This is a genomic window from Streptosporangium sandarakinum (assembly GCF_013409935.1).
In the GTDB taxonomy this organism is placed as follows: Bacteria; Actinomycetota; Actinomycetes; order Streptosporangiales; family Streptosporangiaceae; genus Streptosporangium; species Streptosporangium nondiastaticum.
This window is the reverse complement of sequence record NZ_JACCCO010000001.1, coordinates 540,605-563,491: the sequence shown is the minus strand read 5'-3', so window position 1 is coordinate 563,491 and position 22,887 is coordinate 540,605. Positions and strand designations below refer to the sequence as shown.

General features: G+C 72.7%; 18 protein-coding genes. 12 read left to right on the top strand and 6 right to left on the bottom strand.

Going from position 1 to position 22,887, the window contains the following annotated elements; genetic code table 11:
• Nucleotides 1-51: 51 nt before the first annotated feature.
• The 6 genes from HDA43_RS02550 to HDA43_RS02525 all read left to right on the top strand — a co-directional run bounded on the left by HDA43_RS02550 (nucleotide 52) and on the right by HDA43_RS02525 (nucleotide 6,844).
• Nucleotides 52-1,347, top strand: coding sequence for an extracellular solute-binding protein (locus HDA43_RS02550; protein WP_179818116.1), 1,296 nt, complete (start codon nucleotides 52-54; stop codon nucleotides 1,345-1,347).
• 4 nt (nucleotides 1,348-1,351) lie between these two features.
• Nucleotides 1,352-2,368 (top strand): carbohydrate ABC transporter permease, encoded by a 1,017-nt coding sequence (locus tag HDA43_RS02545; RefSeq protein ID WP_179818115.1) that lies wholly within the window; start codon nucleotides 1,352-1,354, stop codon nucleotides 2,366-2,368.
• Nucleotides 2,365-3,243: a sugar ABC transporter permease gene (locus HDA43_RS02540; RefSeq protein WP_179818114.1), complete on the top strand. Its 879-nt coding sequence runs from the start codon at nucleotides 2,365-2,367 to the stop codon at nucleotides 3,241-3,243. The genes HDA43_RS02545 and HDA43_RS02540 overlap by 4 nt, the downstream gene beginning before the upstream one ends.
• A gap of 107 nt (nucleotides 3,244-3,350) precedes the next feature.
• The gene (locus tag HDA43_RS02535; protein WP_179818113.1) at nucleotides 3,351-4,970 is read left to right on the top strand and encodes a glycoside hydrolase family 13 protein; all 1,620 of its coding nucleotides are present in this window, start codon (nucleotides 3,351-3,353) and stop codon (nucleotides 4,968-4,970) included.
• A complete protein-coding gene (locus HDA43_RS02530) occupies nucleotides 4,960-6,012 on the top strand; it encodes a LacI family DNA-binding transcriptional regulator (RefSeq protein WP_179818112.1) in 1,053 nt (350 codons plus the stop codon). The genes HDA43_RS02535 and HDA43_RS02530 overlap by 11 nt, the downstream gene beginning before the upstream one ends.
• Nucleotides 6,013-6,205: 193 nt before the next feature.
• A complete protein-coding gene (locus HDA43_RS02525) occupies nucleotides 6,206-6,844 on the top strand; it encodes an ACT domain-containing protein (RefSeq protein WP_179818111.1) in 639 nt (212 codons plus the stop codon).
• 110 nt (nucleotides 6,845-6,954) lie between these two features.
• Here HDA43_RS02525 and HDA43_RS02520 read toward each other — a convergent pair whose 3' ends face one another.
• Nucleotides 6,955-8,241: an ABC transporter ATP-binding protein gene (locus tag HDA43_RS02520; protein WP_179818110.1), complete on the bottom strand. Its 1,287-nt coding sequence runs from the start codon at nucleotides 8,239-8,241 to the stop codon at nucleotides 6,955-6,957.
• Between the two features lie 275 nt (nucleotides 8,242-8,516).
• Between HDA43_RS02520 and HDA43_RS02515 the strand changes: the two genes are divergently transcribed.
• Nucleotides 8,517-9,581, top strand: coding sequence for a LacI family DNA-binding transcriptional regulator (locus tag HDA43_RS02515; RefSeq protein ID WP_179818109.1), 1,065 nt, complete (start codon nucleotides 8,517-8,519; stop codon nucleotides 9,579-9,581).
• 145 nt (nucleotides 9,582-9,726) lie between these two features.
• Nucleotides 9,727-10,608 (top strand): PfkB family carbohydrate kinase, encoded by an 882-nt coding sequence (locus HDA43_RS36250; protein ID WP_179818108.1) that lies wholly within the window; start codon nucleotides 9,727-9,729, stop codon nucleotides 10,606-10,608.
• 148 nt (nucleotides 10,609-10,756) lie between these two features.
• On the opposite strand, the gene HDA43_RS02505 is transcribed toward HDA43_RS36250, so the two are convergent.
• Nucleotides 10,757-14,299 (bottom strand): indolepyruvate ferredoxin oxidoreductase family protein, encoded by a 3,543-nt coding sequence (locus tag HDA43_RS02505; RefSeq protein WP_179818107.1) that lies wholly within the window; start codon nucleotides 14,297-14,299, stop codon nucleotides 10,757-10,759.
• 109 nt (nucleotides 14,300-14,408) lie between these two features.
• On the opposite strand from HDA43_RS02505, the gene HDA43_RS02500 reads away from it, so the two are divergent.
• Nucleotides 14,409-14,861 carry an Lrp/AsnC family transcriptional regulator gene (locus HDA43_RS02500; RefSeq protein WP_179818106.1) on the top strand — a complete coding sequence of 151 codons (453 nt, stop codon included), beginning with the start codon at nucleotides 14,409-14,411 and terminating at the stop codon, nucleotides 14,859-14,861.
• Here the strand turns inward: HDA43_RS02500 and HDA43_RS02495 are convergent.
• Nucleotides 14,833-16,905 carry a SpoIIE family protein phosphatase gene (locus tag HDA43_RS02495; RefSeq protein ID WP_179818105.1) on the bottom strand — a complete coding sequence of 691 codons (2,073 nt, stop codon included), beginning with the start codon at nucleotides 16,903-16,905 and terminating at the stop codon, nucleotides 14,833-14,835. The two genes, HDA43_RS02500 and HDA43_RS02495, sit on opposite strands and share 29 nt — an antisense overlap.
• A 257-nt stretch (nucleotides 16,906-17,162) precedes the next feature.
• Here HDA43_RS02495 and HDA43_RS02490 point away from each other — a divergent pair, with 257 nt between their 5' ends.
• The 3 genes from HDA43_RS02490 to HDA43_RS02480 all read left to right on the top strand — a co-directional run bounded on the left by HDA43_RS02490 (nucleotide 17,163) and on the right by HDA43_RS02480 (nucleotide 19,237).
• The gene (locus tag HDA43_RS02490) at nucleotides 17,163-18,119 is read left to right on the top strand and encodes an endonuclease/exonuclease/phosphatase family protein (RefSeq protein ID WP_179818104.1); all 957 of its coding nucleotides are present in this window, start codon (nucleotides 17,163-17,165) and stop codon (nucleotides 18,117-18,119) included.
• 73 nt (nucleotides 18,120-18,192) lie between these two features.
• Complete coding sequence (locus tag HDA43_RS02485) at nucleotides 18,193-18,777, top strand: hemerythrin domain-containing protein (protein ID WP_246423890.1); 585 nt, start codon at nucleotides 18,193-18,195, stop codon at nucleotides 18,775-18,777.
• Between the two features lie 127 nt (nucleotides 18,778-18,904).
• Complete coding sequence (locus HDA43_RS02480; protein WP_179818103.1) at nucleotides 18,905-19,237, top strand: hypothetical protein; 333 nt, start codon at nucleotides 18,905-18,907, stop codon at nucleotides 19,235-19,237.
• A gap of 82 nt (nucleotides 19,238-19,319) precedes the next feature.
• Here the strand turns inward: HDA43_RS02480 and eda are convergent, their stop codons facing one another.
• From eda to edd, 3 genes are read right to left on the bottom strand one after another with little or no spacing between them, the layout of a single operon-like run.
• A complete protein-coding gene (gene eda / locus HDA43_RS02475; RefSeq protein ID WP_179818102.1) occupies nucleotides 19,320-19,931 on the bottom strand; it encodes a bifunctional 4-hydroxy-2-oxoglutarate aldolase/2-dehydro-3-deoxy-phosphogluconate aldolase in 612 nt (203 codons plus the stop codon).
• A complete protein-coding gene (locus HDA43_RS02470) occupies nucleotides 19,928-20,911 on the bottom strand; it encodes a glucokinase (RefSeq protein WP_179818101.1) in 984 nt (327 codons plus the stop codon). Before HDA43_RS02470 ends, eda begins: the two co-directional genes overlap by 4 nt.
• Nucleotides 20,908-22,809 carry a phosphogluconate dehydratase gene (edd, locus tag HDA43_RS02465; RefSeq protein WP_179822650.1) on the bottom strand — a complete coding sequence of 634 codons (1,902 nt, stop codon included), beginning with the start codon at nucleotides 22,807-22,809 and terminating at the stop codon, nucleotides 20,908-20,910. The genes HDA43_RS02470 and edd overlap by 4 nt, the downstream gene beginning before the upstream one ends.
• Nucleotides 22,810-22,887: the final 78 nt, after the last annotated feature.

Genomic DNA, 22,887 nt, shown 5'->3' with positions numbered 1-22,887 from the left:
GCCCGGAGTCTCCCCATCCCGGTCCGGTCCCCTGAACGATGAGGAGAAATGATGCGGCGAGCCTTCTCGGCCGCGACGATCGTCGCGGCTCTCGCCCTGGCGGTTTCGGCCTGCGGCGGCGGCGACGGTGGCTCGGCGGCGGCGCCGGCCGGCTCGGCCCCCTCGGACCCCACGAAGATCAGCGGTGAGATCACCTGGTGGGACACGGTCCGGCCGGACAGCGAGGGCCCGACGTTCCAGGCGCTCATCAAGGAGTTCCAGGCGAAGTATCCGAACATCAAGGTCAACTACGTCAACGTCCCCTCGGACCAGGCGCAGAACAAGTTCCAGACCGCCGCGCAGGCCGGTTCCGGCGCGCCCGACGTGATCCGTTCCGAGGTGGCCTGGACCTCCCAGTTCGCCTCGCTCGGCTACCTCCAGCCGCTGGACGGCACCCGCGCCCTGGAGAACGAGTCCGACTTCCTGCCCAGCCCGCTGAGCAGCGCCAAGTACAACGGCAAGGCCTACGCCGTGCCGCAGGTCACCGACACCCTGGCCCTGCTGTACAACAAGAGGCTGCTGAAGGAGGCCGGGCACGAGGAGGCCCCGAAGACGGTCGAGGAGCTCAAGCAGACCGCCCTCGACGTCAAGAAGAAGACCGGCGCCGACGGCCTCGCGCTCAACGTCGACGCCTATTTCCTGCTGCCGTTCATGTACGGCGAGGGCGGCGACATGCTCGACGCCCCGAACAAGAAGATCACCGTCAACTCCCCGGCCAACACCAAGGCGATGGCCACGGTCGACGACCTGATCAAGTCGGGCGCCGCGCCCAAGCCGGCCATCCAGGACAGCTACGCCAACGCGATGACCGCCCTCAAGGAGGGCAAGACCGCGATGATCTACAACGGCCCGTGGTCGCTGGCCGAGGTCTACCAGGGCAAGGAGTTCAAGGACAAGGAGAACCTGGGCATCGCCCCGGTCCCCGCGGGCTCGGTCAAGGCCGGCGCCCCCACCGGCGGCTGGAACTACGCCATCTACGCCGGTTCCAAGAACCTGGACGCCTCCTACGAGTTCGTCCGCTTCATGAGCACCCCCGAGGCCCAGGCGAAGATCGCCAAGGAGATCAGCCTCCTGCCGACCCGCGCCTCCGCCTACGACAACCCCGACGTCACGGGCAACAAGGACGTCGCCACCTTCAAGCCGATCCTCGACACCGCGGTCCCGCGGCCGTGGATCCCCGAGGGCGGCCAGCTCTTCCAGCCGCTGCTGGAGGGCTACCAGGCCCTGGTCGGCGGCAAGACCACGCCCGAGGAGATGCTCAAGACGGTCGACCAGAAGTACCGCGGCATCTTCAAGGACTGGAGCTGACACCGTGGCGACCTCCACTGGACGTGTGACCGGCACGGCCAGGGACCGGGCCGCGGGCGCCGACGACGGCGCCCGCGGCCGGGGCGGGCCCCGGAAGGCCGGCCCGTTCCGGCGTGCCACGTCGCAGTACTGGTACGCCTGGGCCATGGTGGCCCCGGTCATCGTGGTCACCGCCGTGCTGATCGGCTGGCCGCTGGTCCGGGGGGTCTACCTGTCCCTGACCGACGCCACCGAGGCCACGATGGGCCGGACCATCGGCGTCAACGTGATCCCCTCGACCTACGAGTTCGTCGGGTTCGGCAACTACGTCGACATCCTCACCAGCGGGGTCTTCTGGGAGAAGCTGGCCTGGACGGTCATCTGGACCGTCGCCTGCGTCGCCCTGCACTACGGCATCGGCCTCGGCCTGGCCATGATGCTCAACCGCAGGCTGCGGTTCCGCTCGTTCTACCGGCTGCTGCTGATCCTGCCGTGGGCGATCCCCGGATTCGTCGCCGCCTTCATCTGGCGCTACCTCTACAACAGCGACTTCGGCGTCATCAACGCGATGCTGCGCGCGGCCGGGCTGGGCGGCGTCGGCTGGCTCGACGACCCGACCACCGCGAAGATCGCGGTCATCGCGGTCAACGTCTGGGTGGGCGTGCCGTTCATGATGGTGGCCCTGCTCGGCGGGCTCCAGTCGATCCCCGCGGAGCTCTACGAGGCGGCCGAGGTGGACGGCGCCACGCCGATGCAGCGGTTCCGGCACATCACGATTCCCGGGCTCCGCACGGTCTCCAGCACCGTCGTGCTGCTCGGCACGATCTGGACGTTCAACATGTTCCCGCTGATCTTCCTGATCACCGGGGGAGGACCCGGCAGCGCCACGGAGATCCTGGTGACCTACGCCTACCGTGAGGCGTTCACCGGCATCCGCAACTACTCGGGCTCGGCGGCCTGGGGCGTGATCATCCTGCTGCTCCTCGTCGTGATGGCCCTGGTCTACCGCCGCGCGCTGCGCCGGCAGGGGGAGGTCTGGTGAGCACCGCCACCGCAGAGCCCGCGCGGCCCCGCCGCGCCCGCGGCCGTGACGACCGGAGCGTCGGCGGCTCGATCCTGCTGCACGCGACGCTCATCGTCGCCTCGGTCATCTCGATCTTCCCCATCGTCTGGCTCGTGCTGACCTCGCTCAAGCCGCGCGACGGCTGGCTGTCCACCGAGCTGAAGATCTTCGACCAGCCGTCGCTGGACAACTACGTCCGCGTCCTGACCGAGACGGGCTTCCCGAGCTGGCTGCTCAACTCGGTGATCGTCGCGGGCCTGACCACGGTCATCGGCGTCTTCCTGGCCTCGACGACCGGCTACGCGATCAGCCGCTTCCGCTTCCCCGGCTACCGCGGCGTCATGTGGATGCTGCTGGTCACCCAGATGTTCCCGGTGGCCATCCTGATCGTGCCGCTGTACAACCTCATGGCCGGTCTCGGGCTGCTCAACCAGATCCCGGGCCTGGTGATCGCGTACATGACGGTCGCGGTGCCGTTCTGCGCCTGGATGATGAAGGGCTACTTCGACTCCATCCCGCGCGAGATCGACCAGGCCGGAATGATCGACGGGCTGACGCCGTTCGGCACCTTCTGGCGGGTCATCCTGCCGCTGGCCCGGCCCAGCATCGCGGTCACCGCCTTCTACTCCTTCATGACGGCCTGGGGCGAGGTCGCCTACGCCTCGGTCTTCATGACGGGGGAGGACACCCGCACCCTCGCCGTCGGCCTGCAGCAGTTCGTCGGCCAGCACTGGTCGGACTGGGGCCTGCTGACGGCCTCGGCGGTGCTGATCGCGCTGCCCGCGGCGGTCGTCTTCCTGCTCGTCCAGCGCCACCTGGTCGCCGGGCTCACCGCGGGGGCGACCAAGTCGTGAGCCGGCGCCGCCCGTGAGGGCGGCGCCACCGCGCACCGGGCGGCAGCCGGCACCACCGCGCACCAAGCACAACACGTCCTGATATGTCATTTGATCGGGGGATTTATATGACCGAGCTCATCCAGGTCGGCCACACCGGCGAGACCACCGCCACCCGCTGGTGGCGCGATGCCGTGATCTACCAGGTCTACGTGCGGAGCTTCGCCGACGGCAACGGCGACGGCGTCGGCGACCTGCTGGGCGTGCGGAGCCGGCTGCGGTATCTCGCCGACCTCGGCGTGGACGCCCTCTGGCTGACCCCGTTCTACACCTCCCCGATGGCCGACTTCGGCTACGACGTGGCCGACTACCGGGACGTGGACCCCATCTTCGGGTCGCTGGCCGACGCCCGCGCCCTGATCGAGGACGCCCACCGGCACGGCCTGCGGGTGATCGTCGACGTGGTGCCCAACCACACCTCCGACCAGCACGTCTGGTTCCAGCAGGCCCTGGCCGCCGGGCCCGGCAGCCCCGAGCGGGAGCGCTACGTCTTCCGCCGGGGCCGTGGCGAGAACGGGGAGCTGCCCCCCAACGACTGGGAGTCGGTCTTCGGCGGCCCCGCCTGGACCAGGCTCCCCGACGGGGAGTGGTACCTGCGGCTGTTCGCCCCCGAGCAGCCCGACCTCAACTGGGAGCACCCCGAGGTCCACACCGAGTTCGAGTCGATCCTGCGGTTCTGGCTCGACATGGGGGTGGACGGCTTCCGCATCGATGTCGCCCACGGCATGGTCAAGGCCGAGGGGCTGCCCGACGTCGGTCACTCCGACCAGGTGCGGATGATCGGCGCCGACGTCGTGCCGTTCTTCGACCAGGACGGCGTCCACGAGATCCACCGCGCCTGGCGCCGTCTCCTCGACTCCTACCCCGGCGAGCGGATCGGCGTCGCCGAGGCGTGGGCGCCGAACCCCGAGCGGCTGGCCAACTACGTCCGCCCGGACGAGCTGCACCAGGCGTTCAACTTCCACTTCCTCAACGCGCCGTGGGACGCCTCGGTCTTCCGTACGGTGATCACCGAGTCGCTGGCCACGGCCGGCATGGTCGGCGCGCCCACGACCTGGGTGCTGTCCAACCACGACGTCAAGCGCCACCTCACCCGTTACGGCGACGGCGAGACCGGCCTGCGCAGGTCCCGCGCCGCGGCCCTGCTGACGCTCTCCCTGCCCGGCTCGACCTACCTCTACCAGGGCGAGGAACTGGGGCTGCCGGAGGTCCTCGACCTGCCCGAGGAGTTCCTGCGCGACCCGCAGCGGCTGCGCAACCCCGACGACGGCCGCGACGGCTGCCGGGTGCCGATCCCGTGGGCCGACGTCGAGCCGCACTTCGGCTTCAGCCTGCCGGGCATCGAGGAGTCCTGGCTGCCGATGCCCGCCTCCTGGGGCCCGCTCAGCGTCCAGTCCCAGCTGCGCGACCCCGGCTCCATCCTCCGGCTGTACCGGGAGGCGCTGCGCGTCCGCCGGGAACGGCGGGCCTTCGGCGACGCCCCGCTGACCTGGCTCGACTCCCCGGAGGGCACGATCGCCTACTCCCGGGGCGACGGGTTCGCCTGCACGGTCAACCTGACCGGCGAGCCGGTGGAGATCCCCGTCCCCGGACGGGTCCTGCTGGCCAGCGTCGAGCCCGCCGTCGCGGACGGCGTGGCCCGCCTGGCGCCCGACTCCGCCGTCTGGTGGGAACGCGATGCCGCCTAACGGCGCCACCCCCCTGACGAGCGGCACGGCGAGGCTGACCGACATCGCCGCGCAGGCGGGGGTCAGCGAGGCGACGGTCAGCAGGGTGCTCAACGGCAAGCCGGGTGTCTCCGCCGCCACCCGGCAGGCCGTGCTCGTCGCCCTGGACCTGATGGGCTACGAGCGGCCGCAGCGGCTGCGCCAGCGCAGCAACGGCCTGGTCGGCCTGGTGATCCCGGAGCTGGACAACCCGATCTTCCCGACGTTCGCCCAGGCCTTCGAGAAGGCGCTGTCCCAGCACGGCTACACCCCGGTGCTGTGCACGCAGGTGCCGGGCGGGGTGGTGGAGGACGACTTCACCGAGCTGCTCGTCGAGCGCGGCGTCAGCGGCATCATCTTCGTCTCCGGCCTGCACGCCGACACCACGGCCCGCTCCGACCGCTACACCCAGCTCATCGGGCAGGGCGTGCCGATCGTCCTGCTCAACGGCCACGCCGACGACGTGCCGGCGCCGTTCATCTCGCCGGATGATCGTGCGGCGGCGCGGTTGGCGGTGCAGCATCTGGTGGATCTGGGGCATGAGCGGATCGGGTTGGCGGTGGGGCCGGGTCGGTTCGTGCCGGTGATCCGGAAGATCGAGGGGTTCCGGCAGGCGATGGCGCAGTTGCTGGGGGTGTCGGATGCCGATGAGTTGATCTCGCATTCGTTGTTCTCGGTGGAGGGGGGTCAGGCGGCGGCGGCGCAGTTGCTGGAGCGGGGGTGTACGGGGATCGTGTGCGCGTCGGATCTGATGGCGTTGGGGGCGATCCGGGCGTGCCGGGATCGGGGGTTGTCGGTGCCGGGGGAGGTGTCGGTGGTGGGGTACGACGACTCGCCGTTGATCGCGTTCACCGACCCGCCGCTGACCACCGTGCGCCAGCCCGTCCACTCGATGGTCACCGCCGCCGTGCACACCCTGCTGGAGGCGGTCGCGGGCGCTCCCATGCACAACTCCGAGCTCGTCTTCCAGCCGGAGTTCATCGTCCGCGGCTCGACCGGCTCCGGACCGAAGATCATCCGTTAGGGGCCGCGGCTCTCCGCCGGTACGGCCGGCGGCGCCGCGCCGGAGATCGTCGATAGCCGCTCTGCACTGATATGAGGCAAAAAGCCGACCGGGTCGGATATTTCCGTATCTAGGGTTTTATGCTGGACATCTCCCCGGAACATTCGCGAAACCTGTCTAGGACACCCTGATGCCCAGAGAGAGGTGATCGGAAATGATGTTCCGGCTACGGGTGTCCCTTCCCGACCGGCCCGGAGCCCTGGGCCAGGTCGCCCGGGTGCTCGGCACGTTGGGGGCGGACATCCTGCAGGTGACGGTCCTGGAGCGTGAGGGCGGCCGGGCGGTGGACGACTTCACCGTCTCCTGGCCCGGCGTCACCGACACCGGGAGCATCGGGGACCGCCTCTCCGCCGTCCCCGGCCTGAACGTGGAGGCAGCCTGGCCCACCCGCGAGATCCCCGGCTGCACGCCCGACTACGACCTGCTGCGGCACGTGGCCGCGGATCCGGGACGCGCCTTCGTCACGCTGGTGGACGCCGCCCCCGGCCTGGTCGGCGCGGGGTGGGCCGTCACCGTGCGCTCCGGCACCGGGGAGGTCGTGCACCGCAGCTGGCAGGCCCCGGAGACGCTGGAGGGTCCGGTGGACGCCGCGACATGGGGAGGGCCCGAGGGGACGGCCTGGACCGCCCCGCCGCGCCCCGCCGTCCTCTGCTCCGGCGGCCACCACCTGATGAGCCTGCCGATCCCCGGCGCCGACCTGCACCTGGTCCTCGCCCGCGACGCCGCCTTCCACCGGGCCGAACTGGACCGCGTCGTCCGCGTCGTCGAGATCGTCGCCATCGTCGGCCGCTGACGGGAGGCCGCCGGGCCGGGCGGACGCGATGCCCGGTGGCCGCGGCGCCCGGTGGGCACGATGCCCGGTGGCCGCGCGGACGGCCGCCCGCGTACGGTCCCCGCCGCCGATCAGCGCTGCGGCGGGTCGATGCGGGAACCGTCCGTCGCGAAGAGCATCAGCCGCGTGGTGTCCACGCCCACCCGGGCAGGGTCACCGGCGCGCCAGACGGGACGCGCGCCCAGCCGGACGATCAGGTCGGCCCGGCGGTGGCTGCCGCCGCCGGCCTCCTGCTCCACCTCGTCGGGCTCCGGCTCGTCGGCCAGGCCGGGCAGCAGCCGCCGGATGACCGCGCGGGCCCGGCCGCCCGGCGTGGCCGCCGCGAGGTCGCGGGCCTTGTGCCGGGGGTCCGGCGGCTCGGGGACCGCCACGGAGGGGATGCCGCTCTCGACGTAGGCCAGCCACTCGTGACCGTGGTACTCCAGGGCCCGGACCCGGCCGAGGAACGTGGGGCCCTCGAAGCTCTCGGAGACCGGCGCCAGGCAGTCGGGGCGCAGCCCGACGATGATCTGGTGACCGACATGCTGCGAGATGGCGTAGGAACGGGGATCGTTCCACGGGATCATGATCTGGTGCACCCCGAAGTCCAGCAGGATGTACTGGTTCTGCGGGGCGCGCACGGTCGCCGAGAGGAGGTTGAGCTGCTGGGAGCTGAGGAAGGCCGCGGTGAAGGCGGTCGCCGGGTCGTTGTAGACCTGGGCGGGGGTGCCGACGTCCTGCAGCACGCCGCGGTTCATGATGGCGATCCGGTCGGCGAGGGTCAGCGCCTCCACCTGGTCGTGCGTCACGTAGATCGTGGTCACGCCCAGCGAGCGGACCAGCGAGGAGATCTCCATCCGCAGCTCGGTCCGCATGCCCGCGTCGAGGTTGGACAGGGGCTCGTCCATGAGGAACAGCGACGGCTGGCGCACGATCGCGCGGCCCATGGCGACGCGCTGGCGCTGGCCGCCGGAGAGCGTCCCGGGGCGGCGTTCGAGCGTCTCGGAGATGTGCAGCGCCTTGGACAGCTCGGTCACCCGATCCCTGACCATCCCGGGATCGGCCTTGGCGATCTCCAGGGGGAAGGCCATGTTGCCGCGCACCGTGCGGTGCGGGTAGAGAGCGCCGTTCTGGAACACCATGGCGACGTCGCGGTCGCGCGGCGCCAGCTCGTTGGCGTGCTCCCCGCCCAGCCACAGGTCACCGGAGGTGATCTCCTCCAGGCCCGCGACCATCCGCAGCAGGGTGGACTTGCCGCACCCGGAGGGGCCGAGCAGGACGAGGAACTCCCCGTTCTCCGCCCGCAGGTTCATTCGGTCGACCGCGAGATACCCGCCAGGGTAGATCTTGCTCACATTGTCGAGGACGACGGTACTCATGCGCGCTCGTTCCTCCCGGACGGCGTAGCCCGGATCCAGCCATTGTGATCGATGAGGTAGTACATCGTGCGGCTTACCTATGTGTCCATAGACAAGGTGAGAAGAGGCACATCTGTTAGTTACTTCAAATTTCCCTGACGGAAAGTTGTGTTACAAGTGGGTTTCGGAGAAAGGGGAGATCGTTGGGACCCCCGGCGCATCCGGTGGACGGTGAGGAGACGGGCGGTCGGGCACCCGGGTTGCGCCCACTCCGGAGGCATGGTGGGGTACCTCCAATGGAGGGTGAACTCAACCGGACCTCCCGGTCCCGCCCTGACGGCGCGGGCGTCCGGCTGGCCGACGTCGCCGCGCAGGCGGGGGTCAGCGAGGCGACGGTCAGCAGGGTGCTCAACGGCAAGCCCGGCGTGTCGCAGACCACCCGGCAGGCCGTGCTGACCGCGCTCGACCTGATGGGCTACGAGCGGCCGCAGCGGCTGCGCCAGCGCAGCAACGGCCTGGTCGGCCTGGTCACCCCGGAGCTGGACAACCCGATCTTCCCGGTGTTCGCCCAGGCGATCGAGAAGGCCCTGACCCAGCACGGCTACACCCCGGTGCTGTGCACCCAGCTCCCCGGCGGCGTGCCCGAGGACGAGTTCACCGAACTGCTCGTCGACAGGGGGGTGGACGGCATCATCTTCGTCTCCGGCCTGCACGCCGACACCACCGCCCGAATGGACCGCTACAGCCGCCTGCGCGAGCGCGGCCTGCCGATCGTCCTCCTGGACGGCTACAGCGACCGGATCGACGCGCCGTTCATCTCGCCGGATGATCGTGCGGCGGCGCGGTTGGCGGTGCAGCATCTGGTGGATCTGGGGCATGAGCGGATCGGGTTGGCGGTGGGGCCGGGTCGGTTCGTGCCGGTGATCCGGAAGATCGAGGGGTTCCGGCAGGCGATGGCGCAGTTGCTGGGGGTGTCGGATGCCGATGAGTTGATCTCGCATTCGTTGTTCTCGGTGGAGGGGGGTCAGGCGGCGGCGGCGCAGTTGCTGAAGCGGGGGTGTACGGGGATCGTGTGCGCGTCGGATCTGATGGCGTTGGGGGCGATCCGGGCGTGCCGGGATCGGGGGTTGTCGGTGCCGGGGGAGGTGTCGGTGGTGGGGTACGACGACTCGCCGTTGATCGCGTTCACCGACCCGCCGCTGACCACCGTGCGCAAACCCATCGGCGCCATGGCCTCGGCCGCCGTGGCGACCCTGCTGGAGGAGATCAACGGCGCCCGCGGCCGGCACATCGAGCTGATGTTCCAGGCCGAGCTGGTCGTGCGCGGCTCGACCGGCTCGGGCCCCCTGGTCAACCGCTGACCGCGGCGTACGGCGGGCCTGGCCGTACGGCGCGGGCCTTCCCGCGGGGACGTCTCCCGGCGGACGGCCGTGCCCCGAGTCCGGCGGGCCGTGCCGCGCGGAGACCCCCGGCGGGGAGCCGGGCGGCGGATGGGATCATCGGACGGTGAACTATGACGTCGTCGTGATCGGCGGTACCGGTGTCGACACCACCGCCTACGTCCCTCAGCTCCCCCTGCCCTACGCCGACACCTACGCCGTCCCCCCGGTGATCGACCGGATCGGCAACACCGGCAGCGGTGTCGCGCTCGGCTGTCACGCCCTCGGCCTGAGGGTCAAGCTGTTCGACCTGATCGGCGACGACCCGCAGGGGAGACTCATCCGCGACCACCTGGCCGGCGCGGGGGTGGAGTTCGGCTGGGAGCTCGCCCCCCAGGGCACCCGGCGCAGCGTCCTGCTGGTCGGCCCCGACGGGCGGCGGCTCTCGCTGTTCGACCCGCGCCAGGTGCCCGGCGAACGGCTGCCCCGCGAGCTGTACCTGCCCGCGGTGCGCGCGGCCCGGCACGTCCACGTCTCGATCGTGGACTTCGCCCGGCACGTCTACCCCGACCTGGAGGGCGCGCGGATCTCCACCGACCTGCACGACTGGGACGGCGAGAACGACCACCACCGCGACTTCGCCTACTCCTCGGACCTGGTGTTCCTGTCGGAGGCGGCGCTGGGCTCCCGCCGGGACGAGGTCATGCGCGACATCCTCGCCCGGGGCCGCGCCACCACGGTGATCTGCACGGCCGGCGCCGAGGGCTGCCACGTCCTCGACGAGCGGGGCCTCCGGCACGTCCCCGCCGCCCCGCTGCCCGGCCCGGTGGCCGACAGCAACGGCGCCGGCGACGCGTTCGTCTCCGGCGTGCTGTACGGCCTGCTGTCCGGCCGTCCCCTGGACGAGGCGGTCCGGCTGGGCACCCTGGCCGGCGCGCACGCCTGTACGGTGGCCGGCACCCACGAGAGCCCCATCGACGAGGCGGCCCTCCTGTCCCGCGCCGCCTGACCCGCCGGACCGTGCCGCCCGAAGCCGCCGGACCGTGCCGCCCGAAGCCGCCGGCGCACCGGGGACGGCGGCTCCCGGAGAACGGCGGCGGGCCCCGGATCACCGATCCGGGGCCCGCGCACCCGCCCGCGCGAGGCGGGCGGGCCGGTCAGATCCTGCCCAGCAGCTCCGCCGCCCGCTTCCGGTACGTGGCGACGTTGCCCAGCTTGACGTCCTCGTAGCCGCGGATCACGTCCGGCAGCTCGGCCAGCTCGCGGACCAGGCCGAGGTTGTCCGGGCGCAGCCGGGCCAGGGCGCGGTGCACGTCGCGGGTGTACTCGTCCACCAGCTCCCGCTCGACCCTGCGCACCCCGGCCAGGCCGAACGGGTCGAACGTGGTGCCGCGCAGCCCGCGCATGCCGTACAGCGCGCGGAAGGCCGGGTCGAACCAGGAGCCGAGGCGGATCTTGCGCTTCATGCCCAGGGCCCGCAGGAACGGCGGGTGCAGGTTGTAGGAGATCTTCGCGCCGGGGCCGAACTCCGCGGCGATCCTGGCCCGCTCCGCCGGGTCGAGGTGGAGCCGGGCCACCTCGTACTCGTCCTTGTAGGACATCAGGCGGTGCAGGTGGCGGGCGTAGGCCTCGGTGACGGGGAAGGACCCCGTCACCTCGCCGGCCTCCACGCCCGCAACCTCGCCCGCCGCCCGGCCCATGGCGGCCCGCTCCCTGTTCAGGACCGCGCGGACCGACTCGGCGTAGCGGGTGGCGTAGCGGGGGTTCTGGTAGGCGGCCAGGTCGGGCACCCGTACCGACAGCAGGCGGTGCAGCTCGGTGCCGGGGGCGGCGACCGAGTCCACGAGCCGGGAGATCTCCGGGCTCGGCGGCTGCTCGGCCGGGACGTCCGGGCGGGCGGCCCGCGCCACCGCCTCGGGGTCGGCGACGACGGCGCGGCCCCAGTGGAAGGCGGCGACCGTCCTGTCGGCGCTCTTGCCGCCGCCGAGCCGGATGGCCCGCTCGATCGCCTCCAGGCTCAGCGGGATGAGCCCGCGCTGCCAGGCCGCGCCGACCACGATCGTGTTGGCCGGCATGTGGTCGCCGAACAGCGCCTGCGCGACCTCCTCGGCGTCGAGGTAGACGTTCAGCTCGCGCAGGGTCCGCGCCTCCAGCGCGCCGATCGGCGAGGCGACGTCGGTGACGTGCCGCGACGGGTCCACGACCATCGAGCCGGTGGGCGCCAGGCTGGTGGAGACCACGGCCACGGTCCGCTCGCGGCCGGCGGCCTTGAGGTTCTTCGGGTCGGTGGCGCCGAGCAGGTCGAGCGCGAGGTAGGCGTCCACCCCGGCCGTGCCCGCCTGGCCGGTCCGGTCGTCGTCGCCCTCGTAGATCAGGATGTCGGAGACGACGGTGCCGCCCTTCTGGGCCAGGCCGGTCTGGTCGAGCCCGCGCGAGCGCTTGCCGTCGAACATCGCGGCCCGGCCGATGATCTGCGCCACCGACAGCACGCCGGTGCCGCCGATGCCGACCAGCCGGACGGTGGTCTCCCCGGTGCGGAACTCCGGCGCCGGCATCGCCGGCGGGACGGGCGCGGTCACGCGCCTCCCGCCGGACCCGCCGGGCACGACGGTCACGAAGGACGGGCAGTCGCCCTCGACGCAGGAGTAGTCCTTGTTGCAGGACGACTGGTGGATCTCGGTCTTGCGGCCGAACTCGGTCTCCACCGGCAGCACCGACAGGCACTCGGACTTCTTGCCGCAGTCGCCGCAGCCCTCGCACACCCGCTGGTTGATCGCCACCCGGCGGACCGGATCGGGCAGGTCGCCCTTCTTGCGCAGCCGCCGCTTCTCGGCGGCGCACTGCTGGTCGTGGATCAGCACGGTCACGCCGGGGACCGCGGCCAGCTCCCGCTGGGCGTCCTCCAGCGCGGCGCGGTCGCGCACCTCGGCGATCCGGGCGAGCCTGACGCCCCGGTAGCGTCCGGGCTCGTCGGTGGTGACGATCACCCGGCGCACGCCCTCGATCTCCAGCCAGCGGGTCAGGTCGGCCACGGCCAGGGACGGGGTGATCACCTGGCCGCCGGTCATCGCGATCGCGCTGTTGTAGAGCAGCTTGTAGGTGATGTTGACGCCCGCGCCGACGGCCGCGCGGATGGCGAGCGAACCGGAGTGGTGGAAGGTGCCGTCGCCGAGGTTCTGGAAGATGTGCGGGGTGTCGGTGAACGGCGCCTGGCCGATCCACTGGGTGCCCTCGCCGCCCATCTGGGTCAGGCCGGTGAGCGTGCCCTTGCCCTCGCGGTTGATCACCACCATCGTGTGGCAGCCGATGCCCGCGCCGACCGGCGCGCCGTCGGGGACGGCGGTGGAGCGGTTGTGCGGGCAGCCGGAGCAGAAGAACGGCGTGCGCTGCGGGCCGAGCAGCTTCAGCGGCGCCAGCCGGGAGATCACCGCCAGACCCTGGTCGATCCGCTCGCGCACCTCGGGGCCGAGCCGCCCGGCCGCCGCGCCGGCCTCGGCGCCGCGGCGCAGCCGGAAGGCGACCGCCTTGGCGGCCAGCTCGGCGTCCACCGCCCCGGCCTGCGGGATGAGCACGGCGCCGTTGTCGTCGAGCTTGCCGAGGACGCGCGGGGCGTCGGCGGTGCCGTACAGGATCTCCTTGATCTGGCCCTCCAGCAGCGGGGCCTTCTCCTCCACGACGAGGATCTCGGTCAGGCCCCGGGCGAAGGTCCGCACGATCTCCGGCTCCAGCGGCCAGATCATGCCGACCTTCAGCAGGCGCACGCCGAGGTCGGCCGGGTCCACGCCGAGTCTGCGGAACGCCTGGCGCACGTCGTGGTAGGCGGTGCCGGAGGCGGCGATGCCGAGCCAGGCGCCGTCGGGGTCGGCGGTGATCCGGTTGAGGCCGTTCTCCCTGGCGTAGGCGCGGGCCAGCGCCAGGCGCGGCCCGACCAGGGTCTTCTCCATCTCCAGCGACCACGGGGTGAGCAGCGTCGCGTCGGGGACGTGCCGGTACGGCCTGCCCTCGTGCTCCACGACCGGCATGACCGGGACGATGCGGTCCAGGCCGGTCTCGACCGTTCCGGTGGCGTCCACCACGTTGGAGACGGCCTTGACGGCCACCCACAGGCCACTGGCGCGGGAGGCGGCGACGGCGTGCCGGCCCAGGTCGAGCAGCTCCTGCACGGTGCCGGGGTGGACGACGGGCATGCCCATCGCGGCGAGCGCGGTCTCGGTGGCCGACGGCAGCGTGGAGGACTTGCAGCCCGGGTCGTCGCCGCAGAAGGCGATCAGGCCGCCGTCGGGGTGGGCGCCGACGAAGTTGCCGTGCCGCAGGGAGTCGGCCGCGCGGTCGACGCCGGGGGCCTTGCCGTACCAGACGCCGAGGACGCCGGTCCTGCGCGGCCGGGGGAGGGAGGGCACGAGCTGGCTGCCCCAGGCGGCGGTGGCGCCGAGCTCCTCGTTCTGGCCGGGCCGGTGCACGACGCCGAGCTCCTCGGCGAGCCGGCGGGAGCGGATGAGCTCCTGGTCGAAGCCGCCGAGCGGAGAGCCGGGGTATCCCGACACCATCGCGCCGGTGTCGAGGCCGGCGGCGCGGTCGGCGCGCATCTGGTCGAGGATCACCCGAACCAGGGCCTGCGTGCCGGTCATGAACTCCCGAACCTCGCCGCGGGGGTGCCCGTCGCCGGGAGTCGCCTCTCGGGGGTCGGCGAAGATCGTCATGCTTCCGTCCCATCTTCGGTGGCTGAGGGTGCGGCAAGGCTATGCCAGGCTACGGCGCACGCGATGTCAAGATTTATGCCGGATTGCTAGTCGGTTAACATTTATTGCCATGGATGTCACCGATCGCGCAATTCTCAGCCTCCTCCAGCGGGAGGGGCGGCTCAGCAACCAGGAGCTGGCCGAGCGGGTCCGGCTGACCCCCTCGCCGTGCCTGCGCCGGGTCCGCAACCTGGAGGAGTCGGGAGTGATCAGCGGCTACCGCGCCGTCCTCGACCCGGCGGCCGTCGGGCGGGGATTCCAGGTCCTGGCCTATGTGGAGCTGGAGGGCCAGGACGCCGAGACCGTCACGGCGTTCGAGGCCGCCGTCATGGAGATCGAGGACGTGGTGGAGTGCCTGCGCATGTTCGGCCGCCCGGACTACGTGCTGCGCGTCGCCGTGCCGGACATGGACGCCTACAGCCAGCTCTGCCTGGAGCGGCTGGGCCGTCTGCCCGGCCTGGACAAGCTCACCTCGCAGATCGCGATGAAGGCCCTCAAACCGGGTGGCGTTCTCCCGCTGTGAGGGGGGTCCGCAGCGCGATCATGGCGATGTCGTCGTCCCCGTCGGCCACCAGCCGGGCCAGCAGCTCGTCGCAGAAGACGTCCAGAGGCTCGCCGGCGAGCGACCTGGCGTGGTCCCGCAGCCGGTTCAGCCCGATCCCGAGATCCTCGCCGCGGCGTTCGACCAGGCCGTCCGTGTAGAGCAGGAGCGTGGAGCCCGGGGGCAGCGGCTCGGTGGCGCCGCGGCGCGGCAGGTCCTTCGTGATGCCCAGCAGCGGGCTGCGCGGCTCGTCGAGGAACCGCCCGCGGCCGTCGGGGGCGACCAGCAGCGGCGGCGGATGACCGGCGATCGAGTAGTTCAGCCGCCACCGGCCGGTCTCCGTCCGCTCGGCGCGGGCCAGCACGCAGGTGGCCGTCTGGTCCTCGCACAACAGCTCCATCGCCTTGTCCAGCCGCCGCAGGATCTCCTCCGGCGGCTCCTCGCGGTCCACGGCCAGCCCCCTGAGCATGGTGCGGATCTGGCCCATGGTCACGGCCGCGGGCAGGTCGTGGCCGGCGACGTCCCCGATCGTCAGCACGGGGGTGCCGTCGTGCAGCAGGAAGCAGTCGTACCAGTCGCCGCCGACCGCCGCGGCCGCCGGGCTCGGCCGGTAGCGGGCCACGATCCGCAGGCCGGGGACGAACGGCGGCTCGGCCAGCAGGCTGCGCTGCAGAGCCAGCGCCACCCGCTGGGTGCGCTGGAACTCCATGGCGCCGCTGAGCGCGTCGTGCGCGTGGTCGAGCATCTGGCTGATCAGGGTGACGTCGGCCTCGCTGATCGCCGGGCGGTCCCCGCAGGTGGCGGTGGTCACCAGCGCCGCCACGAACCCGTCGACGATGACCGGGACGAGCGCCACGCTGGTGGCCCCGGCGGTGACCAGCCATCTGCTGGTGCCCGGCGCCAGCCGCAGGTCCGGCGGGGGCGCCCCGCGGGGGAACTCGCGGCGCACGACGTGGCGGCGGCGCACCGCCCGCACCAGCGCGCTCTCCGGGCCCAGCGTCACCTCGTACCCGGTCGGCAGACCGGGCAGGCCCGGCCGTACGGAGCCGGCGACGTGCCGGAAGACGAGCGGTGGGCCCACCGGCCGGTCCGGTGACTCCGGCAGCAGGTAGATGCCGCACGCGTCGGCCAGTTCCGGCACGATCACGTGCGCCAGCGCCGAGAGCATCTCCTCCAGGCGCGTGATGTCCGCGGTGGCGGCCGAGGCGCGGCCCAGCAGCTCGCGGTACCGCTCCTGCTGCCACTGCTGCTCGATGTCGGCGCAGGTGCCGACCCACTCGACCACGCGGTCGTCCTCGTGCACCGGCACGGCCCGCGCGCTGAAGTGCCGGTAGCTCCCGTCGGCCAGCCGGATCCGGTGGACGTGCTCCCACAGCGGGAGCACCTCCCCGATCGCCTTGGCCCACGACTCGGCGGTCTCGTCCCGGTCGTCGGGGTGGACGACGTCGAGCCACCCGTCGCCGTGGAACTCCTCCCACGACTGCCCGGTCACCTTCTGCCACCCCGGGCTCGGTTCGATGACGCGGCCGTCGGCCCCGGTCACCCAGAGCATCTGGGTGCCGACCCGCCCCAGGTTGCGGTAGCGCCGCAGCAGGCGGCGCCGCTCCTCCGACAGGGCGTCGATCCACCGCGAGGCGACGATCTGCTCGGTCACCTCCACGGACACCTGCAGCACCCCGCGCTCGCCGTCGGCGAGGTCGATCTCCGACATGCTGAAGTTGAAGAAACGCTCCTGCGGACCGGTGCCGGCGAAGGACATGGTGGCCCGGCCCTCGGTGATGTTCACCTGCTGCCCGTTCAGTATGACCCGGTCCAGCATCGCGATGTAGGAGTCACGCTCGGCCAGGTCGGCGAAGGCCTCATGTGCGGGCACGTTCAGCGGGCGGTCGCCGAAGGCCGCCCGGAAGGCGGCGTTGGTGTACACCAGGCGATGGTCCGGGCCCCTGCTGACCGCCACCCCGACCGGGGCCGGGTCGAAGAGTTCCAGGGCCAGACCGCTGCAGAGGTCGATCCGGGCGTCCTTCATTCCGCGCTCTCCCGGCGGGGGCGCCCGAGTACCCCCGTCGCATGCCCGCAATTTCCCTTTTTGTCGCGTACGCGCATAGACCAATCATCTATCCACGCAGGTCAGGGCGGGGGAAAGGGCGGGTATGGTGCGCCTTGCCTGTCCGGAACATCCCCCATGGCCGGGCCCGCCCGTGATGAACTGTCCTCCGCGGGGCCGGCGTCGCGGGACCGGGCCGCGAGGGCACGCACAGGCAGCGGGAGGGGGCCGTCACCACCATGTCGCCGTGGACGCGGGGCGGGCCGGTCGCGGGCGCGGGCGTCCTGGTGTCGCTGCTCATCGCGGGGCACGGGCTGCTGCCCAACTGGCGGGGACTGGGCAACGTCGTCGACAGCGCCCTGCCCTGGTTCGGCCTGGCGGCGCCGCTCCTCGTCCTGACCGCGCTCGCCCGCCGGTCGTGGGCCGCGCTGGCCGGGGCCCTGGCCGTGACCGTGACCTGGGCGGCGGCCTTCGGGTCCGCCTTCCTCCGCGACCCCGCCGCCGGGCCGCGCGACCTGCGGGTGGTCCACCAGAACGTCGACTACTTCAACCCCGCCCTGCCCCGCACCGCCGCCGCCCTGCGGGACACCGGCGCGGACGTCCTCGTGGTCGCCGAGCTGCGCGACGACCCCGTGCAGCGCGACGGGACGGTCGACCCCGGCTTCGCCCGGCTGATCGACCCCGTCCTGCCCCACCGCTTCCCCGACAACCCCGGCGTGGCCGTGTGGAGCAGATACCCCTTCTACGGCCGGCCGCAGCCCGTACCCGGCGTGGTGCGCTCCCGGCACGCCGTTCTGCGCACGCCGTGGGGCGACGTGAGCCTCTACGCCGTCCACATCACCTCCTTCCGCCCGGAGCCGTCCGTCATCGCCCGCCGCAACGCGGAGATGGCGGCGCTGGCCCGCGCGGTCGCGGCCGACCCCGGCCCCCGGGTCATCGTCGCCGGGGACCTCAACACGGCCTCGACCGACCGCGCGCTGAGCCCGCTCGCCGCGACCGTCACGTCCGTGGCCGAGAAGGCGGGCACCGGCCTGCAGCTCACCTGGCCCGCGGCGCTGCCGCTGGTCCGCCTGGACCACGTGCTCACCCGGGGCTTCACGGCCGTCGGCAGCCGGGTGCTGCCGCCGACGGGCGGCGACCACCGCGCGATCCTGGCCGACCTGCGCTTCACCCGGTCCGCGCCGCCCTCCCCCTGACCGCGTCTTTCCACGTTCGGTGCGGTGATCCCGGGTAACCGGGGTAGGCGGCATGTGGACAGAGGGAGAGAACATGGGTGACGACCGGCCGGTTCCCGAGCTGATGGGCGAGAACGACGTCGTGGACCTGCTGCTGCGGCAGCACTCCATGATCAGGGACATGTTCGACGAGGTGGAGAAGGCGCCGGCCGACAAGCGGGCCGAGGCGTTCCGCTCGCTGGTGCGGCTGCTGGCCGTGCACGAGACGGCGGAGGAGGAGATCGTCCACCCCTACGCCCGCCACAAGCTCGACGACGGCGACGCCGTGGTGGACGACCGCCTGAAGGAGGAGAACGAGGCCAAGCAGCTCCTCACGCGGATGGAGGAGGCGGGCGTGGAGGACCCGCGGTTCCTCGCCGACCTCACGCTGCTGCGCGGGGCCGTGCTCGCCCACGCCGAGAACGAGGAGCGCCACGAGTTCACCGCGCTGCGCGCCCGCACCAGCGAGGCCGAGCGGCGGGCGATGGCGGCCGGGGTGAAGGCCGCCGAGGCGATGGCGCCCACCCACCCGCACGCGGGGGTGGAGTCGGCGACGAAGAACCTGCTGGTGGGCACCCCTTTGGCGATCATGGACCGGGTCCGCGACGTGATCCGCGACGCCATGGGCGGGAAGAACTGATCCGGCGGCTCCTCGGGTTCCGAGCCGGCCGCCGTTTCCGGCAGAGCGCGAAACACCCGTTACGGACATCGCCGGCTGGGCACCGCAGAACGGTGAGGGGGAAGAAGCGACACGGGAGGAGAGCGCCGTGAGCGAGGAGACGAACGAGGAAGAGCGCGCCCGGCGGCGCGAGGAGGAGCTGCGCAAGTACCGGGGGACGCCCTTCGACCCCGAACTGCACGACATGGGCGGCGACATCGGCCCGGCCTCGATGGGGGGGACCAGCGCCCGGCCCGCCGGGCGCGACGAGGACGAGGAGCCCCGGCGCGGCCCCGAAGCCCCGCGGGAGACCGGGAGCGTGAACGCCGACCTGGAGTGGAAGTCCTCCGACCACGAGGACCCGAACGGCGGCCTGGGCGGGACCGACGCCGACGACGGCGGCTACCTCCCCGGCGAGGGGACGGGCCGCCCGCCCGGCTGATCCCGGGGGTCCGGAGAGCACTGGGCCGGCCGGTCCAGTGCTCTCCGGGTTCCGGGGCTCCGCCGGGCGGGCGGCCGTACGGCTAGCGGAGCGCGGCCGCCTCGGCGGCGAGCTTCTCGATCCGGGCGTAGTCGCCGGCCGCCAGCGCGTCGGTCGGGGTGAGCCAGGTCCCGCCCACGCACCCGACGTTCGCCAGCGCCAGATACTCCGGCGCGGTCTGGAGCCTGATCCCGCCCGTCGGGCAGAACCGCACCTCGGGCAGCGGCCCGCCCAGCGACTTCAGGTACGGCATGCCGCCGGCGGCCTCGGCCGGGAAGAACTTCATCTCCGTCAGCCCGCGCTCGGCCAGCGCCATGACCTCGGAGGAGGTCGCCGCGCCGGGAAGGAACGGGATGCCGCCCTCCTCCATGGCGTCCAGGAGCCTCGGAGTGCTCCCCGGGCTGACCAGGAACCTGGCGCCGGCCGCCACCGAGGCGGTCACGTCGGCGGGCGTGCGGACGGTGCCCGCCCCGACGACCGCCTCGGGCACCTCGGCGGCGATCCGCGCGACGGCGTCCAGCGCGCAGGCCGTACGGAGGGTCACCTCGATGACGGGCAGGCCGCCCGCCACCAGGGCCCGCGCCAGGGGAACGGCGGTCTCCGGGTCGTCGATCACGACGACCGGGATCACCGGGGCGATGTCCAGCAGGCTCATGCGTACTCCAACTTCGATGGCTTCGACGACTTCGGCGCGGCGGACAGGCGCTGGCCCAGCCAGGCCGCGGCCCCGAGCAGCGCGGGCTGCGGGGAGACGATCAGCGAGGTGGCGATGCCCGCGAGATAGCCGCTCATGGTGGGGGCGGCCTCGAACCGGCGGCGGAAGTCGCTGGCGCGGACCCGCTCCACGATACGCGGCAGCACCCCGCCGCCCAGGTAGACGCCGCCGCGGGCGCCCAGGGTCAGCGCGACGTTCCCGGCGAAGGTGCCGAGCATTCCGCAGAAGACCTCGACGGTCTCCGCGCACAGCGAGTCGTCCATCCGGGCCACGATGTCCGAGGCGGCCAGCCGCGGCGCCTCGACGCCGCGCACCAGCGCGAGGGCGTGGTGCAACCGGGCCAGCCCCGGCCCCGACAGCAGGTGCTCGGCCACCACGTGGCCCATCCCCTCGGCGCGCAGCGCCCGGACGATCTCGTGGTCGCGCTCGTCCAGGACCGGCACGGTGACGTGGCCGCCCTCGCCGGGCACCGGTATCCAGCCCTCGGCCGCGGGCACCAGGCCCGCCACGCCGAGGCCCGTCCCCGGGCCCAGCACGACCTTGACGCCGTGTCCGGGCGCGGGACCGCCCAGGCCGACCAGCTCCGCGGCCGGCAGATGCGGCAGGGACGCGGCCAGCGCCTCGAAGTCGTTGACCAGCTCGACGTGCGGGATGCCGAGGTCGCGGACCGACCCCGCCCACCCGGCGTTGGTGAGCCGGTAGCGGTCGCCCTCGACCGGCCCGGCGATCGCGACGCACGCCGCCTCAGGCCGGGCCCCGTCCGCGTGCTCGGCGAGGTAGGCGGCCACGGCCTCGGGGAGCCCGGCGTGGTCGGCGACGGCGAGCACGGCCACCGAGCCGGGCCCCCGCCCCGGCTCGGTGACCAGGCCGAACCGGGCGTTGGTGCCGCCGACGTCGGCGACGAGCCAGGGGAGGTTCACCGGGCGTCCCCCGCGGCGGCCGTGCTCCCGGCCACGTCGGCGCCGTCGGCGAGGCTCTCGGCGCGGCCGTTCAGCGCGAAGATCCCGGCGCCGCGCTCGGCGGGGCCGGCCGTACGGCGGAACGCGGCGAACAGCTCGCGGCCGGTGCCGACCCACTGGGCGTCGCTGAGCGGGGCGCCCTGCGGCGTGCGGGCGGCCAGCTCCTCGGCGGGCACCAGCAGCTCCAGGGTGCCCGCGGCGGAGTCCAGGCGGATCGGGTCGCCGTCGCGGACCAGCGCGATCGGCCCGCCGTGGGCGGCCTCGGGCGACAGGTGGATGGCGGCCGGGACCTTGCCCGACGCGCCGGACATGCGGCCGTCGGTGACGATCGCCACCCGCTGCCCGCGGTCCAGCAGCACCGCCAGCGGCGGGGTGAGCTTGTGCAGCTCCGGCATGCCGTTCGCGCTGGGACCCTGGTAGCGGATGACCGCGACGAAGTCCTGCCCGTCCAGCTCGCCCGCCTCGAAGGCGCGCAGCAGGTCGAGCTGGTCGTCGAAGACCTTCGCCGGGGCCTCGACGACCAGGTGCTCGGGCCTGACCGCCGAGACCTTGCTGACCGCGCGGCCCAGGTTGCCGTCGAGCATGTGGATGCCGCCGTCGGGGGAGAACGCCTCGCCGACCGGCCGCAGCACGTCGGGGTCGGTGCTGCCCTCGGTGCGCTCCTCCCAGACCAGCTCGCCGTCCTTGAGCGCCGGGGCCGAGCGGTAGTGGTCCAGCCCGTGCCCGGCGACCGTCAGCACGTCGCGGTGCAGCAGCCCGGCGTCCAGCAGCTCGCCGATGAGCACCTGCATGCCGCCGGCGGCCTGGAAGTGGTTCACGTCGGCCTGCCCGTTGGGGTACATGCGGGTCAGCAGCGGCACCGCCTTAGACAGGGCGGCCAGATCGTCCCAGAGCAGCTCGATGCCGGCCGCCGCGGCGATCGCGACGAGGTGCATGGTGTGGTTGGTCGAGCCGCCGGTGGCCAGCAGCGCCACGCAGGCGTTGACGATCGCCTTCTCGTCGACGACCCGGCCCACGGGGGTGTACTCGGCGCCGTGCGCGGTCAGCGCCACCGCCCGCCGCCCGGCCGCCTCGGTCAGCGCCTGGCGCAGCTCGGTGCGGGGGTTGACGAAGGTCGAGCCCGGCAGGTGCAGGCCCATGACCTCGATCATGACCTGGTTGGAGTTGGCGGTGCCGTAGAAGGTGCAGGTGCCGGGGGAGTGGTACGACCGCGCCTCGGCGTCCAGCAGCTCGTCCTTGCCGACCTTGCCCTCGGCGAACAGCTGCCGGGTGCGCGCCTTGACCTTGTTGGGCAGGCCGGAGCCCATCGGCCCCGCCGGGACGAACACGGCCGGCAGGTGGCCGAAGTGCAGGGCGCCGATCAGCAGGCCCGGCACGATCTTGTCGCAGACGCCCAGCATGAGGGAGGCGTCGAACATGTCGTGGGAGAGCGCGATCGCCGTGGCCATCGCGATGACCTCGCGGCTGTAGAGCGACAGCTCCATGCCCGGGCGGCCCTGGGTGATGCCGTCGCACATGGCGGGCACGCCGCCGGCGAACTGCGCCACGCCGCCCGCCGTACGGACGGCCGCCTTGAGGATCGCCGGGTAGGTCTCGTACGGCTGGTGCGCCGACAGCATGTCGTTGTAGCTCGACACGATCGCCACGCCCGGCTTGACCGAGGCCCGCAGGTCGAGCTTGTCGGCTCCCGGGGCGGCGGCGAAGCCGTGGGCCAGGTTGGCGCAGCCCAGTGTGGAGCGGGCCGGTCCGCGCCGGCGGGCCTCCTCGGCCTCGGCGTCGATCCGCGCCAGGTAGGCGGTACGGCTGGCGCGGCTGCGCTCGATCAGGCGGTCGGTGATCTCCTGGATGACGGGGTTCACCCGGCCTCCTTCGTCGTCGTCGGGTCGGTGGTCGGTGCGGTGGTCGGTGCGGCCGGTCACGGAAGGCTCCTCACCTGG